This window comes from Erythrobacter sp. SN6-5 (genome assembly GCF_057364945.1).
Window position 1 is genome coordinate 2605474 of the sequence record NZ_CP200282.1, and the last position, 14088, is coordinate 2619561.

At 58.9% G+C, this 14088-nt stretch carries 15 protein-coding genes, 1 tRNA gene and 1 pseudogene; 6 read left to right on the top strand and 11 right to left on the bottom strand.

From position 1 onward, the window contains the following. Positions 1–35 precede the first annotated feature (35 nt). The 9 genes from rplS to AC0V6Z_RS13050 all read right to left on the bottom strand — a co-directional run bounded on the left by rplS (position 36) and on the right by AC0V6Z_RS13050 (position 6544). Positions 36–404: a 50S ribosomal protein L19 gene (gene rplS, locus AC0V6Z_RS13010; RefSeq protein WP_472638870.1), complete on the bottom strand. Its 369-nt coding sequence runs from the start codon at positions 402–404 to the stop codon at positions 36–38. Continuing rightward, entirely contained in the window at positions 401–1267 is an 867-nt protein-coding gene (gene trmD / locus AC0V6Z_RS13015; RefSeq protein WP_472638871.1) for a tRNA (guanosine(37)-N1)-methyltransferase TrmD, read from the bottom strand. The genes rplS and trmD overlap by 4 nt, the downstream gene beginning before the upstream one ends. A gap of 345 nt (positions 1268–1612) precedes the next feature. After that, the gene (locus AC0V6Z_RS13020; protein ID WP_472638872.1) at positions 1613–2575 is read right to left on the bottom strand and encodes a carbon-nitrogen hydrolase family protein; all 963 of its coding nucleotides are present in this window, start codon (positions 2573–2575) and stop codon (positions 1613–1615) included. Beyond that, positions 2572–2901 carry a hypothetical protein gene (locus AC0V6Z_RS13025; protein WP_472638873.1) on the bottom strand — a complete coding sequence of 110 codons (330 nt, stop codon included), beginning with the start codon at positions 2899–2901 and terminating at the stop codon, positions 2572–2574. Before AC0V6Z_RS13025 ends, AC0V6Z_RS13020 begins: the two co-directional genes overlap by 4 nt. 5 nt (positions 2902–2906) lie before the next feature. Next, positions 2907–3425 (bottom strand): ribosome maturation factor RimM, encoded by a 519-nt coding sequence (gene rimM / locus AC0V6Z_RS13030; RefSeq protein ID WP_472638874.1) that lies wholly within the window; start codon positions 3423–3425, stop codon positions 2907–2909. A gap of 96 nt (positions 3426–3521) precedes the next feature. Next, a complete protein-coding gene (gene rpsP, locus AC0V6Z_RS13035; RefSeq protein WP_472638875.1) occupies positions 3522–4097 on the bottom strand; it encodes a 30S ribosomal protein S16 in 576 nt (191 codons plus the stop codon). Between the two features lie 43 nt (positions 4098–4140). Continuing rightward, positions 4141–5637, bottom strand: coding sequence for a signal recognition particle protein (gene ffh / locus AC0V6Z_RS13040; RefSeq protein ID WP_472638876.1), 1497 nt, complete (start codon positions 5635–5637; stop codon positions 4141–4143). A gap of 395 nt (positions 5638–6032) precedes the next feature. Next, a tRNA-Ala gene (locus AC0V6Z_RS13045) sits at positions 6033–6108 on the bottom strand. Between the two features lie 94 nt (positions 6109–6202). Next, positions 6203–6544 (bottom strand): TIGR02300 family protein, encoded by a 342-nt coding sequence (locus tag AC0V6Z_RS13050; protein WP_472638877.1) that lies wholly within the window; start codon positions 6542–6544, stop codon positions 6203–6205. Positions 6545–6732: 188 nt separating this feature from the next. On the opposite strand from AC0V6Z_RS13050, the gene aroA reads away from it, so the two are divergent. The 6 genes and pseudogenes from aroA (at position 6733) to AC0V6Z_RS13080 (ending at position 12868) form a co-directional block, all read left to right on the top strand. Beyond that, entirely contained in the window at positions 6733–8067 is a 1335-nt protein-coding gene (gene aroA, locus AC0V6Z_RS13055) for a 3-phosphoshikimate 1-carboxyvinyltransferase (RefSeq protein WP_472638878.1), read from the top strand. Continuing rightward, a complete protein-coding gene (locus AC0V6Z_RS13060; RefSeq protein WP_472638879.1) occupies positions 8064–8327 on the top strand; it encodes a CBU_0592 family membrane protein in 264 nt (87 codons plus the stop codon). The genes aroA and AC0V6Z_RS13060 overlap by 4 nt, the downstream gene beginning before the upstream one ends. Beyond that, a pseudogene (locus AC0V6Z_RS13065) lies at positions 8324–8945 on the top strand ((d)CMP kinase). The gene AC0V6Z_RS13060 and the pseudogene AC0V6Z_RS13065 overlap by 4 nt, the downstream one beginning before the upstream one ends. Positions 8946–9272: 327 nt before the next feature. Continuing rightward, on the top strand, positions 9273–10982 hold the full coding sequence (gene rpsA, locus AC0V6Z_RS13070) for a 30S ribosomal protein S1 (protein ID WP_472638880.1): 1710 nt from the start codon (positions 9273–9275) through the stop codon (positions 10980–10982). Between the two features lie 129 nt (positions 10983–11111). After that, positions 11112–11870, top strand: coding sequence for a hydroxyacylglutathione hydrolase (gene gloB, locus AC0V6Z_RS13075; RefSeq protein ID WP_472638881.1), 759 nt, complete (start codon positions 11112–11114; stop codon positions 11868–11870). 5 nt (positions 11871–11875) lie between these two features. After that, positions 11876–12868, top strand: coding sequence for an NADPH:quinone oxidoreductase family protein (locus tag AC0V6Z_RS13080; protein ID WP_472638882.1), 993 nt, complete (start codon positions 11876–11878; stop codon positions 12866–12868). Between the two features lie 144 nt (positions 12869–13012). Here the strand turns inward: AC0V6Z_RS13080 and AC0V6Z_RS13085 are convergent, their stop codons facing one another. Together AC0V6Z_RS13085 and AC0V6Z_RS13090 are read right to left on the bottom strand one after the other, a co-directional pair. Then, positions 13013–13537 carry a F0F1 ATP synthase subunit B family protein gene (locus tag AC0V6Z_RS13085; RefSeq protein WP_472638883.1) on the bottom strand — a complete coding sequence of 175 codons (525 nt, stop codon included), beginning with the start codon at positions 13535–13537 and terminating at the stop codon, positions 13013–13015. A 44-nt stretch (positions 13538–13581) separates the two neighbouring features. Continuing rightward, entirely contained in the window at positions 13582–14076 is a 495-nt protein-coding gene (locus AC0V6Z_RS13090) for a F0F1 ATP synthase subunit B family protein (RefSeq protein WP_472638884.1), read from the bottom strand. Positions 14077–14088 lie beyond the last annotated feature (12 nt).

Here is a 14088-nt window from a genome sequence, read left to right on the forward strand (position 1 = left end):
CCCAGAACGCCCCTTCAAATCTCTCGGTATGAGACTTACGCCTTTGGCGCATTCTCACGGCGCTCAGCAATACGAGCCCGCTTACCGGTGCGGCCGCGCAGATAGTAAAGCTTCGCACGGCGCACAACACCGCGGCGAACCACGGTGATGCTGTCGACGATTGGCGCGTAGAGTGGGAACACACGTTCCACACCTTCGCCAAAGCTCATTTTGCGCACGGTGAAATTGCTGTTGATGCTGCGGTTCGAGCGCGCAATGACAACGCCTTCAAAGTTCTGGATACGCTCGCGGCTACCCTCGGTGACTTTCACGCCGACACGCACGGTGTCTCCGGCCTGAAACTCAGGAATTTCTTTGGTCACTTTGCCGATTTCTTCGGCTTCGATTTGCTGGATCAGGTTCACTGGTCCGTTCCTTTATCTTTTTGCCGCGCGCCAGAGGCAGACTGGACCCGAGCATCCTCATGACGCTCCCATAGATCCGGTCTGCGTAACCGAGTGTGATCTTCCGACATGGCTTTGCGCCAAGCGGCGATCTTCGCATGATCCCCCGATCGCAGCACTTCAGGGATCGTGCGCCCTTCCCATTCTTGAGGTCGGGTGTAGTGCGGATACTCAAGGAGGCCTTCTTCAAAGCTCTCCTCAGCACCGCTAGAAGGCGCGCCCATTACGCCGGGAAGCAGCCGAATGCAAGCATCAAGTATGGTCAGCGCGGCCATTTCTCCGCCTGATAAGACGATATCGGCCAGGCTGACCTGCTCAATCTGAGGCCGCGCTTCGAAAATGCGCTCGTCAAAGCCTTCAAACCGACCGCACAGCAGTGTGACGCCGGGACCGGCTGCGATCTCTCTGATGCGCGCTTGAGTAATGGGTTTGCCGCGCGGTGTCATGGCCAGGATTGGGATTTGTGAAACTAACCGTTCGTCGGACCCTTCGACAAGCTCAGGGCGAACGGTTTCTTGATAGGTTGGGTTCTCTAAGTCCGTTCGTGCTGAGCCTGTCCAAGTACGAGCGGCCAGGTGCTTTGCTGCCTGCGCTTCTGCATAATCCACCGCTCCAGCAAGCACATCGCATTTCAGCACCATGCCTGCGCCGCCGCCCGCTGGCGGACTGTCGACATTATTGTGCTTATCCAGCGCAAAATCGCGGATTTGCACGGTGTCACACGACCATTTGCCCTCGGCCATAGCCTTTCCCGCCAGACTTGCGCCAAGCGGCCCAGGAAACATCTCTGGATAGAGAGTGAGGATGGTCGCGGCGAACGTCATGAAATTCCTATTCCGTACTCTCGTCGCGTTGGCCCGGCGTTGAACGCTTGATGGCCAACCAGCTGATTAGGGCGGCAGAAATGGCAACCGCGCCCATTAGCGCATCAAAAGTTCGGGTCGTCTCTACTTCTGATGCTCCGAGTTTGAATAGGAGTAAGGGCAAACCGCACCCCAGAGCTGCCGCAAAAAAGGAAAGTAAAACGGGCGATGCCAAAGGGAGCCGCGCTGATAGGAAAATCGCAATACAGCGAGTCAGCAGAAGCGGAACAAGTAGAAAGAAGGCGCTGCCAAACAGAAACACCGCAGGATCGGACATATCAATATGAATTGCCGACGATACAGTCCTCAACCCCAATTCACCCCATCCTTTGCCCGCGTATCCACACTAAGCTCAAACACGTCTGGACGTGAGTAATGGCCATCGGTGTCGAGACTCGTCAAATTCGCGCCGATCTCTGACAGGTTAAGCTCCGCGTGGAGCGTCTCTTCGGCCTCGCCCGCTTGTGCCAGCACGCGCGCATCGGGGGCGGCGATGAAGCTGCCGCCGCAGTTCAGCACGTCACTACCAATCGCTTCGATCAGCTCGCGCGCCGCGCCCACATCGGCATTGCCGGTTTCTGCCAGCTCCAGGCCTTCAAACATATCCGCCTTCTGCTGCACCAGACCCGCAGCGAGCACGAAGCAGCGGCCCTCAAACGCGTAATGGCGCGAATTGAGCGCATATTCCTCGCGCACGGTCGGCCACGCGGCAACATGCACCGCTTCGCCAAGATTGTGCATCGCCGCGCGCGCTAGCGGCATCCAATGCTCCCAGCAGATCAGATTGCCAACCTTGCCCCATTCCGCCTGATGCACGCCCAGGGTGGACCCATCCCCGCGCATCCAGATCAGGCGTTCGCCATGCGTGGGCACCAGCTTACGGTGGTCCAGCGGAACCTGACCAGGGCGAAGCATCAACTGATTGTTGTACAGGCTGGAGCGCATTCGCTCATGCGCGCCGATGGAGATGCAGGCGTCATGCGTGTCGCACAGCTCTTGCAGCGGCAGCAGACGCTCATCATTCGCAACAATCGCATTTTCCAGCATGATCGCGTGGCATGCACGTGTGCCCGGATGGTCCCACAAAGCCGCGCCGGGGGACTCGTCCAGCCACAGCGGATAACCTCCTAAGAAGGTCTCACCAAAGGCAACCAGCTTTGCGCCGTCTTTGATCGCCTTTTCAGCGAGTTCGGCGGCCTTTTTGATGCCTGCTCCAATCGCTAAGGGGATCGGTGCAGCTTGGCAAATAGCGACGGGGAGTTTGGTCATTCAAAGGTTTCCGGATTAAATTTAGTAAGACGATCAAGCTTGCGCGTAGCGAAGTGGGCTGTGGGATAGCCTATAACCGCGAAAAACAAGAGGAGCAGGATTGCAAGCCCGATAACTCCAGCAAACACGTCATCACCGTCACCGACAAGCGCCAAGCCAATCACGGGGAACAGAAGAATTCCCGGTCCAAAGAATGCTGCCGCAAACGTCCGGGCAGCAGTGTCAGCTTTGGTCATAAAGAAGCGCACAAGCAAAACCGAACCCAGCGTCGACATTGCTACAAAGACGATCAAGGCAAAAATCGTGACTGCAATTTCGATTATCATGCTGATCAGCCTTCAGCGAAATCGGCCGCGATCACAAGCCTGCTTGTATCCCATTCTATCACTGCCGCATCGATCAGCGGCACCATAAAAGTCTTGGTGCCTTTCTCAGGCGGCGGTTCGCGCACGATCTCGATAACATCGGTTGCGCCAAAATTCTCGACCGCCACGACGGTGCCCACGCGCTCTCCCGCGTCGGTGAAGGCTTCCAGGCCAAGAAGGTCAGCGTGGTAAAATTCGCCCTCGGCAAGGTCTGGCAGGGCCTCTCGCGGCACCATCAGCACGGTTCCGCGCAATTTCTCCGCATCATTGCGCCCCGCAATTTCGGCGAAACGGGCGACCGCCCCGCCCTTATTGTCGGAGCGGATTTTCCTGAGCGTCAGGACACGCCCGTCTTTGCCGGCGACGAAACTCTTGTGCTGCGAGAGTGCTTCCACGCCCTCGCCAAACAGTTTCAGCCGGACTTCGCCCGCCACGCCATGCGCGCCAGTGATGGCGGCCAACTCGATCTGCTGTTGACTTGTCATGCTCGCAACCGCTCGTGCTGAGCTTGTCGAAGTACGAGCTGCTCCCCCATTCGCCCTTCGACATGCTCAGGACGAACGGGGAAACAACGCGTCACTTTAGCCCTCAGACTTTTCTTCGCCAGCGTCTTCCGCTGGTGTTTCTTCAGCAACAGGCTCTTCAGCTGGCGCTTCTTCGGCTGGTGCTTCCTCGGCTGGTGCTTCCTCAGCAGGAGCTTCTGGAGCAGCTTCTTCAGCAGGCGCTTCTTCCGCAGCAGGCTCTTCTGCTGGTGCTTCTGCAGCAGCCTTTGCCTCTTCTGCGGCGGCGTTCTTCGCCTCTTCTTCCGCTTCCTTAGCGGCAGCAGCCTTTTCAGCCTTCTCTTCAGCGCGCTCGGTCGCTTTTTCGCCCGGCTTCGCTTTGTTCGGGTTGTTGCGAGCTTCACGCTCACGGATGCCAGCAGCATCGAGGAAACGCGCAACCCGGTCGGATGGCTGTGCGCCAACGCCGAGCCAATATTTCGCACGGTCTTCGTTAAGCTTTACGCGGCCTTCGTCGTCCTTGGCGAGCAGCGGGTTGTAAATCCCGATTTGCTCCAGATACTTACCATCGCGTGGTGCGCGGCTGTCTGCCGCAACGATCCGGTAATAAGGACGCTTCTTTGCGCCACCGCGCGAGAGCCTCAGTGCAATTGCCATTATAGATACCTTTCCAGTCTCAAATTATTGAAATTGTTTAAAATCACTTCTTATTCAACATGTCGCGTAGTTCAGGGGGCAGCGTGTTCGGATCAACACCCGGAGCGCCGGATCCGCCGCCCGGACCGCCCAGCCCTGGCAAACCACCAGGGCCACCGGGAGCACCGCCGCCCATGCCGGGTAGGCCGCCCATTCCACCGCCTCCGCCAAACATGGATGCGAGGCCTTTCAGCCCGCCCATTTTCTTAATCTGTTTCATCGCACGGCCCATTTCCTGATGCATCTTCAGCACCTTGTTGACCTGCGGAACTTCGGTGCCGCTGCCCGCAGCAACGCGGCGCTTACGCTTGGCGTTCATCAACGCGGGATTGGCGCGCTCCTTGGCCGTCATTGAACCAATGATCGCGTCCATATGGAGCAGCACTTTGTCGTCCATATCGGCGGCGGCCATCGCCGCCTTCGCCTTCTTCATGCCGGGCATCATCCCCGCCAGCATGCCGAGGCCGCCCATGCTTTGCATTTGCTGCAATTGCATACGTAGATCATTGAGGTCGAATTGCCCCTTTGACATACGCTTGGCGAGCAGCTCAGCATCTTCTTCCTTGATCGTCGCAGCGGCTTTTTCGACCAAGCTGACGACATCGCCCATGCCCAGAATGCGGTCAGCCACGCTACCTGCGCGGAAGGCTTCAATCGCATCGAGCTTCTCGCCCGTACCCGCAAACTTGATCGGCTTGCCCGTCACCGCGCGCATCGAAAGCGCCGCGCCGCCGCGTGCATCGCCGTCCATCCGGGTGAGCACTACGCCGGTCAGCGGCACTTCACCGCTAAAGCTTTGTGCAACGTTTACAGCGTCCTGCCCGGTCAAGCTGTCAACCACGAGCAGCACTTCAGTTGGCTCAGAAACGCTGGAAACGGCCTTCATTTCAGCCATCAGAGCTTCATCAACATGCAGGCGGCCTGCGGTATCGAGCAGCAGCACGTCGAAATTCTGAAGCCGCGCAGCCTCCATTGCGCGGCGTGCGATGTCCACCGGCTGCTGGCCAGCGACGATCGGCAAGGTCGCAGTTTCGACCTGCTCACCCAGCACCGCCAGCTGCTCCTGAGCAGCCGGGCGGTTAACGTCGAGCGAGGCCATCATGGCCTTCTTGCCGTGCTTTTCCTTGATGAGCTTTGCGAGTTTCGCAGTGGTCGTCGTCTTACCAGAGCCCTGAAGACCGACCATCATGATTACAACTGGCGGCTTCGCCTCTAAAATCAGGCCTTCGGTCTCTGGCCCGCCAAGCATGTCGACCAGCTCGTCATGGACGATCTTGACGACTTGCTGACCAGGGGTGACCGATTTCAGAACGTCTTGGCCAACGGCCTTTTCCGTCACTGCATCGATGAACCGCCGCGCCACGGGCAATGCCACGTCGGCTTCGAGCAAAGCCACGCGGACCTCGCGCATTGCATCGCGCACGTCTTGTTCTTTGAGCGCGCCGCGACCCTTAAGCCGATCAAAAACCCCACCAAGGCGGTCGGACAAATTGTCAAACATTGCCGCATGCTCCTTGCTTGCGTTCTATCTGGTCGCGTTTCCGAACCGCAAAACCGGTCCCCACTTTTGCTGGAAACGCTCCGCTGAGCCGATCGAAGACCCCGCCAAGGCGGTCGGACAAATTGTCAAACATCGTCTTCAACTCCTCACTTGCCGCGCACGGCGAGAACTAAACGCAAAAAACAGCCGGCGAACGAAACCTCGTTGGCCAGCGCGGGGATATGCCCCAATTTTACCCATGTATCCGGGTGTGTTGATATTCGGTCAGTACCTCAGCGAAAAGGTGGCTCCCGAGAACCGGAGCGCAGCGATCATAAAGATCGTGAGCACCGAAAGCGCATGGGAGCTGCTCTTTGCAGCCCGGTAATGGCCGGATACCAACATATCCGGTTCGATGGTGGAGCCTAGCGGGATCGAACCGCTGACCTCAACACTGCCAGTGTTGCGCTCTCCCAGCTGAGCTAAGGCCCCTATCATCGATATGCCTGGCCTATCGAGATAAGACCAGCGCCCCGCTTTCGCAAGGAGGCAGCCCATTATGGGCTACCCCCTCGAAAGGCAAGCCTTAATTCTCGTGATCTTCCTCGTCGCCTTTGCCCTTGGACACGCCAAGGTCATCATCGCCGCCCAGATCAACGTCATTGTCCGGTGAATCTTCGCCGTCATCGATGTTCTCGATGTCTTTCAGCTCATCATCATCGTCACCGCCCAGATCGGTATCGGCTTCGCCATCCTTCTTCTTGTCATCCGCTTCAAATGGAATTGGCTGTTTGGTCTTGAGCACGGGCTCAGGGTTCCAAGTCTCACCGCATTCAATGCAGGTGACCGGCTCATCATTGCCGAGATCGTAAAAGCGCTCTCCGCATTTGGGACAAGAACGCTTGGTGCCCCATTCTGGCTTCGCCATCAATTAATCCTCGAGTTAACGCCGCGGGCCGCGATTGGCGCGGGCAAAAATATGGTGTGGTTTGTGGGGCCGATTGAGATGTAGTTCAAGAACCCCGCTCCAAAGTCGGCGCGCCTTGCCAGATGCGTGGGTGACTGTCAAAGACGCCGCGCTGATTTCATCGCCTATATTTTTCAGAAAGCCGCATCTTGCCTGCTCACACCTTTGCCCCTCTTGGTCCTTTGCGCGGAAATCTGCGCGTGCCCGGCGACAAGTCGATCAGCCACCGTGCCTTGATGTTTTCCGCTCTTGCCGTGGGAACAAGCACCGCAACCGGCCTGCTGGAGGGCGAGGATGTGATGGCCACGGCCGCTGCGATGCGGGCGATGGGCGCGCAGATTACCCGCGATGACGACGGTTCTGGTAATGTCACTTGGCAAATTAACGGCGTTGGCGTTGGCGGATTGCTGGAGCCTAGCGAAGCGCTCGATATGGGCAATTCAGGCACTTCGACCCGCCTGCTGATGGGAATCATCGCCAGCCACGGGATCAAAGCGACATTTACTGGCGACGCCAGCCTGTCGGGCCGCCCCATGGGCCGCGTGATTGATCCGCTGAGCTTGATGGGCGCGAGCTTCGAAAGCTCCAAAGGCGGCACTCTGCCGCTAATGATGCGGGGCGTCCTGCCCGCTGTGCCGATTGAATACACCCTGCCGGTGGCCAGCGCCCAAGTAAAAAGCGCGGTTCTGCTCGCGGGTCTCAACACACCGGGCATCACCACTGTGATCGAGCCAGTGCCCACCCGCGACCATACCGAGCGCATGCTGAAGGGCTTTGGCGCGAAGCTGGACGTGGAACAGCAAAACGATGGCACCCGCGTTATCCGCATCCACGGCGAAGCTGACCTAAAGCCGCAGCACGTGACCGTTCCGGGAGACCCCTCCTCCGCGGCGTTCTTCATGGTCGCGGCCCTAATCGTTCCGGGCAGCGATCTGCTGATAGAGAATGTCGGCCTCAACCCGACCCGAGCTGGCCTGGTACAAGTGCTGCGCGAAATGGGTGGCTCTATTGAAGAGGTAAACCCGCGCGAGGTTGGAGGCGAGCCTGTTGCCGATCTGCGCGTGCGCCATTCCCAATTGAGCGGAATTGATGTTGATCCAGCAATCGCGCCGAGCATGATTGACGAGTTTCCCGTCCTTTTTGTCGCCGCATCGCTGGCAAAGGGCACGACGCGCACCAGCGGGCTTGAAGAATTGCGTGTGAAAGAAAGCGACCGGCTCTCAGCAATGGCCGCAGCGCTCACATTGGCCGGAGTAAGCATCGAAGAAAGAGAGGATGGCCTAGTGATCCATGGCAGCGGCGGAGAGCCTCTGTCCGGCACGCCTGAGGACCAAACGGTCACAACACACCTAGATCACCGTATCGCGATGAGCATGGCTGTCGCGGGCCTCGCCAGCGCGGGCGGTGTCGCTGTGGACGACACTTCACCCATCGGCACGAGCTTTCCGAGCTTTATGGACTTGCTGATAGGGGCGGCGCAGTGAACACCCCTCTCGATATCTATTCGATCATCGGCTTCGTCGGCACGGCCTGCATCATCGCCGCCTACGCCTATCTGACGGTCAAGGATAAGCCGAACCCGTTCGTCCTTCACGGTACGAACCTGACTGGCGCAGCGCTGCTGACGATCAGCCTGCTCGTCCACACCAATTGGCCCAGCCTAGTGCTGGAGGGCTTCTGGGCGGCGATCGCGATATTTGGACTGGTGAAGGCGCTGAGGATGAAGAATAAGTCCGCATCATGATCATCGCTGTTGATGGCCCCACCGCCTCTGGCAAAGGCACCATCGCCATAGCACTGGCGGCTCATTTCGGCCTGCCGCATCTCGACACGGGTCTGCTGTACCGCGCCGTTGGCCTAGCAAGTCGCGATCAATCAAGGCAATCCTGATGACCCCGCAGACGCTCTGGCCGCCTGCGAATTTCCCGATACTCTGCTGGCCGATGAGCAATTGCGCAGCGAGGAAACCGGCGGGCTTGCGAGCCGTGTCTCAATCCATCCGCAGGTCCGCGAGGCGCTGTTCGCGCGCCAGCGCGCCTTTGCGACGCAGGAAGGTGGCGCGGTGCTGGATGGCCGAGACATCGGCACCGTGATTGCGCCGGACGCCCCGATTAAGCTCTATATCACCGCCAGCGTGACCGAGCGCGCGCGCCGACGCTGGCTGGAGATGACGGGACGCGAAATCGACATCCCGCTCGCGGAGATTGAGCAAGACATCATCGCCCGCGACAACCGCGATATTGGCCGCAAGGACGCCCCGCTAAAGGCTGCGCCCGATGCAATGGTGATCGACACCACTGCGCTCGGCAAAGAGGAAGCGATCGCTGCGGTGATACAAGCCGTCGAAGAGTATCTTACTTGATCGGCTTCAAGCGCCAGCGTTCACATCCGTTCGCTCGGCTTTCCTCGCTCACGCGACCTGAAGGTCGCATCGCTGCGGGCGGGCGCCCTTGCGGCACCGCGTGCCGTTTCGCCCCTGCAAAATCCTTGCATTTGCGCCGCCCTTCGCCTAAGCGCGCCCCCGTTCACCCAATCACACCCGATTGTTTCGAACCCGCATGAACGCATTCGGCCTCATGCGGATTACGGCCCTCTTGCCCCGTTAGGCTGAGCAATGGTGCTCAGAGACGGTTTAAGACCCCGGAAAAACCGGTGGCCGGTAGCAAATGTAAACAGGATTTCCTGACCTATGGCGACTTCGCCCAACCCTTCGCGCGACGATTTCGAAGCGCTTCTTAACGAACAACTCGGCGGTGCAGATGACGGCGGCTTTGAAGGCCGCGTTGTAAAAGGCACCGTAACAGCCATCGAAAACAGTATGGCTATCATCGATGTGGGCCTCAAATCAGAAGGCCGCGTCGGACTCAAAGAATTCTCTCGCGGTGATGACGACCACGGCCTTAGCGTTGGTTCTGAGGTTGAAGTGTATGTCGACCGCGTTGAAAACGCCGATGGCGAAGCCATGCTCAGCCGCGACCGCGCCCGCCGCGAAGCCGCTTGGGATAAGCTCGAAAACGAATTTGGCGAAGGCAAGCGCGTCGAAGGCCGGATCTTTGGCCGCGTCAAGGGTGGCTTCACCGTCGATCTAGACGGCGCCGTAGCCTTCCTTCCTGGCAGCCAGGTCGACATCCGCCCAGTGCGCGATGTTACCCCGCTGATGGAAGTGCCTCAGCCGTTCCAACTGCTTAAGATGGACCGTCGCCGCGGCAACATCGTGGTGTCACGCCGCGCTGTCCTCGAAGAAACTCGCGCAGAGCAACGCAGCGAGCTGATCGACAAGCTGGCCGAAGGTCAGGTTATCGATGGCGTCGTCAAGAACATCACCGATTACGGCGCATTCGTCGACCTCGGCGGTATCGACGGCCTGCTGCACGTTACCGACATGAGCTACAAGCGCGTCAATCACCCAAGCGAAGTCATCAATATCGGTGACACCGTGAAGGTCCAGATCGTCCGTATCAACTCAGAAACTCAGCGCATCAGCCTTGGCATGAAGCAGCTGGAAAGCGATCCATGGGACGGCGTTGCAGCCAAGTACCCAATGGGCGCGAAACTCTCTGGCACCGTCACCAACATCACCGAATATGGTGCATTTGTTGAGCTGGAGCCAGGCATCGAAGGTCTGGTCCACGTCTCTGAAATGAGCTGGACGAAGAAGAACGTTCACCCAGGCAAGATCGTCAGCACTTCGCAAGAAGTCGACGTGTTGGTCCTCGAAGTGGACAGCGACAAGCGCCGCATCTCGCTCGGCCTCAAGCAAGCTCAAGGCAACCCTTGGGACGAGTTCGCAGAGAAGCACCCAGTTGGCACAATCGTCGAAGGCGAAGTCAAGAACGCAACCGAATTCGGTCTGTTCGTTGGCCTCGACGGCGATGTCGACGGCATGGTTCACATGTCCGATATTGCTTGGGGCATCTCTGGCGAAGACGCCTTGGCGCTCCACCGCAAGGGTGAAGAAGTCAAAGCCATCGTTCTTGACGTTGACGTTGAGAAAGAGCGCATCAGCCTTGGCATGAAGCAGCTCGAAAAAGGTGCTCCAACCGCAGATGGCGCTGCTGGTGCAGAAACACTGCGCAAGGGCCAAACTGTCACTGTCACTGTTCTTGAAGTTCGCGATGGCGGCCTCGAAGTGCAGGTTGGCGACGACGGCGCGACCGGCTTTATCAAGCGTTCGGATCTCGGCCGCGACCGCGACGAGCAACGTCCTGATCGCTTCCAGACCGGCAGCAAGGTTGACGCCATGGTCACTGGGTTTGACCGTTCGAAGAAGCCAAACTTCTCGATCAAAGCGCGTCAAATCTCCGAAGAGAAGGAAGCGGTTGCACAGTTCGGTTCATCCGACAGCGGCGCTTCACTCGGCGACATCCTTGGCGAAGCTCTGAAGAAGAGCGACGATTAAGCCAGACAGCCAATTAGGCAAAGAAACGGCCCGCCTGCTCGAATGAGTGGGCGGGCCTTTTCATTGGTGCTTCCATAGCGCGCACGAGAGGCGTATCGTTAGTGTGCAATCCCCTTTGAGAGACCCGAGATGACGATCCAAATCCACCAGTTCCCCTGCTTGTCCGACAATTACGGCTTCCTCGTGCACAATTCTGTGACTGGCGAGACCGCAGCGATCGACACGCCTGATGCGAAGGAATATCTGCGCCAGGCAGAGGCGATGGGTTGGACAATCACTCACATCTGGAACACTCATTGGCATCCAGATCACGCTGGCGGGAACACAGAAATCGTTGAGGCGACCGGTGCGCGCGTGCTTGCACCAAAGGAGGTGGAGAAACTCTCCCCCATCGACCGGGTTGTTTCGCATGGTGACAGCGTCAATCTGGGCGAACACCGCGCAGAGATCATCGACGTTTCCGGCCACACCAATGGTCATATCGCCTACCATATCGTTGAGGAAGGCGTTGCCTTCGTGGGCGACGCCGTGTTCGCGCTCGGCTGCGGACGGATGTTCGAAGGCGAGCCGAAGCAATTCTGGACCAGCCTAGATCGGATTCGGCGCATGTCGACCGAGACAACGCTCTATTGCGCGCATGAATACACTGAGGCGAATGCCAAGTTCGCGCTGCACGCCGACCCGGACAATGCGGCGCTGCACGACTACGTGGCCGAGATCAAAGACAAGCGCGCTCGCGGTGAGCCAACCGTGCCCACCGTCCTGAAACGCGAGCTTGCGACGAACCCATTCCTGCGCGCGGATGATCCAGCGATGATGGCGAAATGGGGCGGCAACGAGCCGCATGAGACCTTTGCTGCACTGCGTAGCGCCAAGGATAATTTCTAAGCCCGATGCAGGCGCTCACAGTCGAAACGCTATCGAGCGATCTATCAGGGGTGACGCTGATGGGCGCGCCAGAGCCTGTACGCAGCGATGGCGAGGTTTTGCTGCGGGTGCACGCCGCATCGCTCAACTTTCCCGACCTGCTGATGACGCGCGGCGAGTACCAATTTAAACCACAGCCACCCTTTGTCAGCGGGCTGGAGCTAGCCGGAGAAGTGATTGAGGCAGAGCCGGACAGCGGCTTTGCCCCCGGCGACAGGGTCATGGGCGGTAATAAGACCGGCGCCTTTGCCGAACTCGCAAGCATCCCCGCGCGAGGCCTATCACCCCTCCCCGCCAGCGTGAGCTTCGCTGAGGGTGCAGCCATGGGCGCGGCTTACTCGACGGCCTACACCGGCCTAGTGGAGCTGTGCGGGCTGTTAGACGGCGCTAGCGGCGAGAAATGGGTGCTGGTGCACGGAGCAAGCGGCGGTGTCGGTCTGGCCGCTGTGGATCTCGCCAAGGCTTTCGGCGCGAAAGTCATCGCCACAACTGGTGTGGATTCCAAGCGAGAGCGGATCGCCGCGCTCTATCAGCCCGATGCCGTGATTCTGGCCGAAGGGCGCTTTCGAGAGCAAGTGTCAGAGATAACCGGAGGAAAACTGTGCGATATTGTATTCGATCCGGTTGGCGGTGATGTGTTTGATGAAAGCACCCGCTGCGTCAGCTTCGCCGGAAAACTGGTGGTTGTTGGCTTCACCAGCGGGCGGATCGCGGAGGTCGCGACCAATATTCCGCTGATCAAGGGCTTCTCCATTGTCGGCCTACGCGCTGGCGAATATGCGCGCCGCTTTCCTGAGCGAGGCCGCGCAATCAATGCCGCCATCGCGGATCTCGCCTCGGGGGGCCGGATAACCCCCGCCATCGACCGCATCCTGCCCTTGTCCCGCTGGCGTGAAGGTTTTGAGGCGATGGCAAACCGCAAACTGGTGGGCAAAGTGGTGTTTGAGCCGGGCGGCTAGCCATACAAAAGTCCCCCTGAAGGCAGGGATCTGTATCGAGTCTGCGCTTTGCCCATTAGAGACCCCCGCCTGCGCGAGGGTTCGCGAACATGAAAAAGGCGGCCCAATCGAGCCGCCTCTTCATAATCCACGGTAGGCCAGCGCTTAGATCGCCGAGATTACCTCATCGGCCAGCGTACGGTCGGCGTCGGCATCATGCTTATCAGCGATAATCTTGCGCGAAGCAGAGGCAGCGGCGTCAACCGCGCTGCTGCGAACTTCCTCAACCGCATCGCGTTCCGCCGCAGCGATCTTATCTTCAGCCATACGCTGACGGCGAGCGACCATAGCCGCGCCGTCTTCTTTGGCCTTGGCAAGGATAGCGTCCGCCTCGCGGCTCGCGCCTTCCATCATCGCTTCGGCGTCTTTTTCTGCGCCAGCGATTTTGGTGGCATATTCGTCGCGCAGAGCCTCTGCCTCAGCGCGCAGGCTCTTGGCTTCGTCAAGCTGCTGCTTGATTTCAGCGATCTTCTTATCGAGTCCGCCGGTGATCAAGCTTGGAACTTTCTTCCAAACGAAGATCAGGATCAGCACCAGCATAGCCAGCGAAACCCACTGGTAATCCTGAAGGAACAGCGCTGATGGTTCATCCTTAAGGTAGACCGAACCCGCCTCATCTGTCGCCAACATGCTTTCAGTGGCGTTGCTGAGCGGCAACCAAGAGTGACATGAGATCAGCCATTGGCGAGCGCTTTCTTCACCGCAGAACGCGCGGTGCGTTTGTCGACTTTGGCTCCGGCAAGGCGGGAGACAATGTCTTGCGTTGCTTCAGCAGCGACGGTTTCAACCTCAGCCATGGCGCTGATGCGGGCCTCGGAGATCGCTGCTTCCGCTGCTTCCAGCTTTGCATCGATCTTCGTCTGCGCCTTTGCCAGAGTGGCTTCGGTTTTGGCCGCAGCCTTGGTTTTGGCCTCTGCAATGGTTGCCTGAGCAGCGGCGCGATTTTCATTCTCGCGCTTGCGCCATGCTTCCTCTTGCTCGTCCGCCGCGTCACGAGCGGCCTGCGCCGCAGCCAGATCGTCAGCGATCTGATTGTCACGCAGTTCGACCGTTCCCATCACTTTGGGCACCATTCCGCGTCCGATGACGAAGAATGTCAGGCCGAAAAACACCAGCGACCAGAAAATCTGGCTGGAGTAGAACTCGGCTAATTGGGCTATCTGAGGCATGAGAGCGGTCCG

What these genes read in the sequence shown, in the direction of transcription:
- rpsA (WP_472638880.1), top strand. Translation starts at nt 9,273, where the DNA reads ATGGCGACTTCGCCCAACCCTTCGCGCGACGATTTCGAAGCGCTTCTT.
- ffh (WP_472638876.1), bottom strand. Translation starts at nt 5,637, where the DNA reads ATGTTTGACAATTTGTCCGACCGCCTTGGTGGGGTTTTTGATCGGCTT.
- AC0V6Z_RS13025 (WP_472638873.1), bottom strand. Translation starts at nt 2,901, where the DNA reads ATGATAATCGAAATTGCAGTCACGATTTTTGCCTTGATCGTCTTTGTA.
- AC0V6Z_RS13085 (WP_472638883.1), bottom strand. Translation starts at nt 13,537, where the DNA reads ATGTTGGCGACAGATGAGGCGGGTTCGGTCTACCTTAAGGATGAACCA.
- AC0V6Z_RS13090 (WP_472638884.1), bottom strand. Translation starts at nt 14,076, where the DNA reads ATGCCTCAGATAGCCCAATTAGCCGAGTTCTACTCCAGCCAGATTTTC.
- trmD (WP_472638871.1), bottom strand. Translation starts at nt 1,267, where the DNA reads ATGACGTTCGCCGCGACCATCCTCACTCTCTATCCAGAGATGTTTCCT.
- AC0V6Z_RS13080 (WP_472638882.1), top strand. Translation starts at nt 11,876, where the DNA reads ATGCAGGCGCTCACAGTCGAAACGCTATCGAGCGATCTATCAGGGGTG.
- rimM (WP_472638874.1), bottom strand. Translation starts at nt 3,425, where the DNA reads ATGACAAGTCAACAGCAGATCGAGTTGGCCGCCATCACTGGCGCGCAT.
- rpsP (WP_472638875.1), bottom strand. Translation starts at nt 4,097, where the DNA reads ATGGCAATTGCACTGAGGCTCTCGCGCGGTGGCGCAAAGAAGCGTCCT.
- AC0V6Z_RS13050 (WP_472638877.1), bottom strand. Translation starts at nt 6,544, where the DNA reads ATGGCGAAGCCAGAATGGGGCACCAAGCGTTCTTGTCCCAAATGCGGA.
- AC0V6Z_RS13020 (WP_472638872.1), bottom strand. Translation starts at nt 2,575, where the DNA reads ATGACCAAACTCCCCGTCGCTATTTGCCAAGCTGCACCGATCCCCTTA.
- gloB (WP_472638881.1), top strand. Translation starts at nt 11,112, where the DNA reads ATGACGATCCAAATCCACCAGTTCCCCTGCTTGTCCGACAATTACGGC.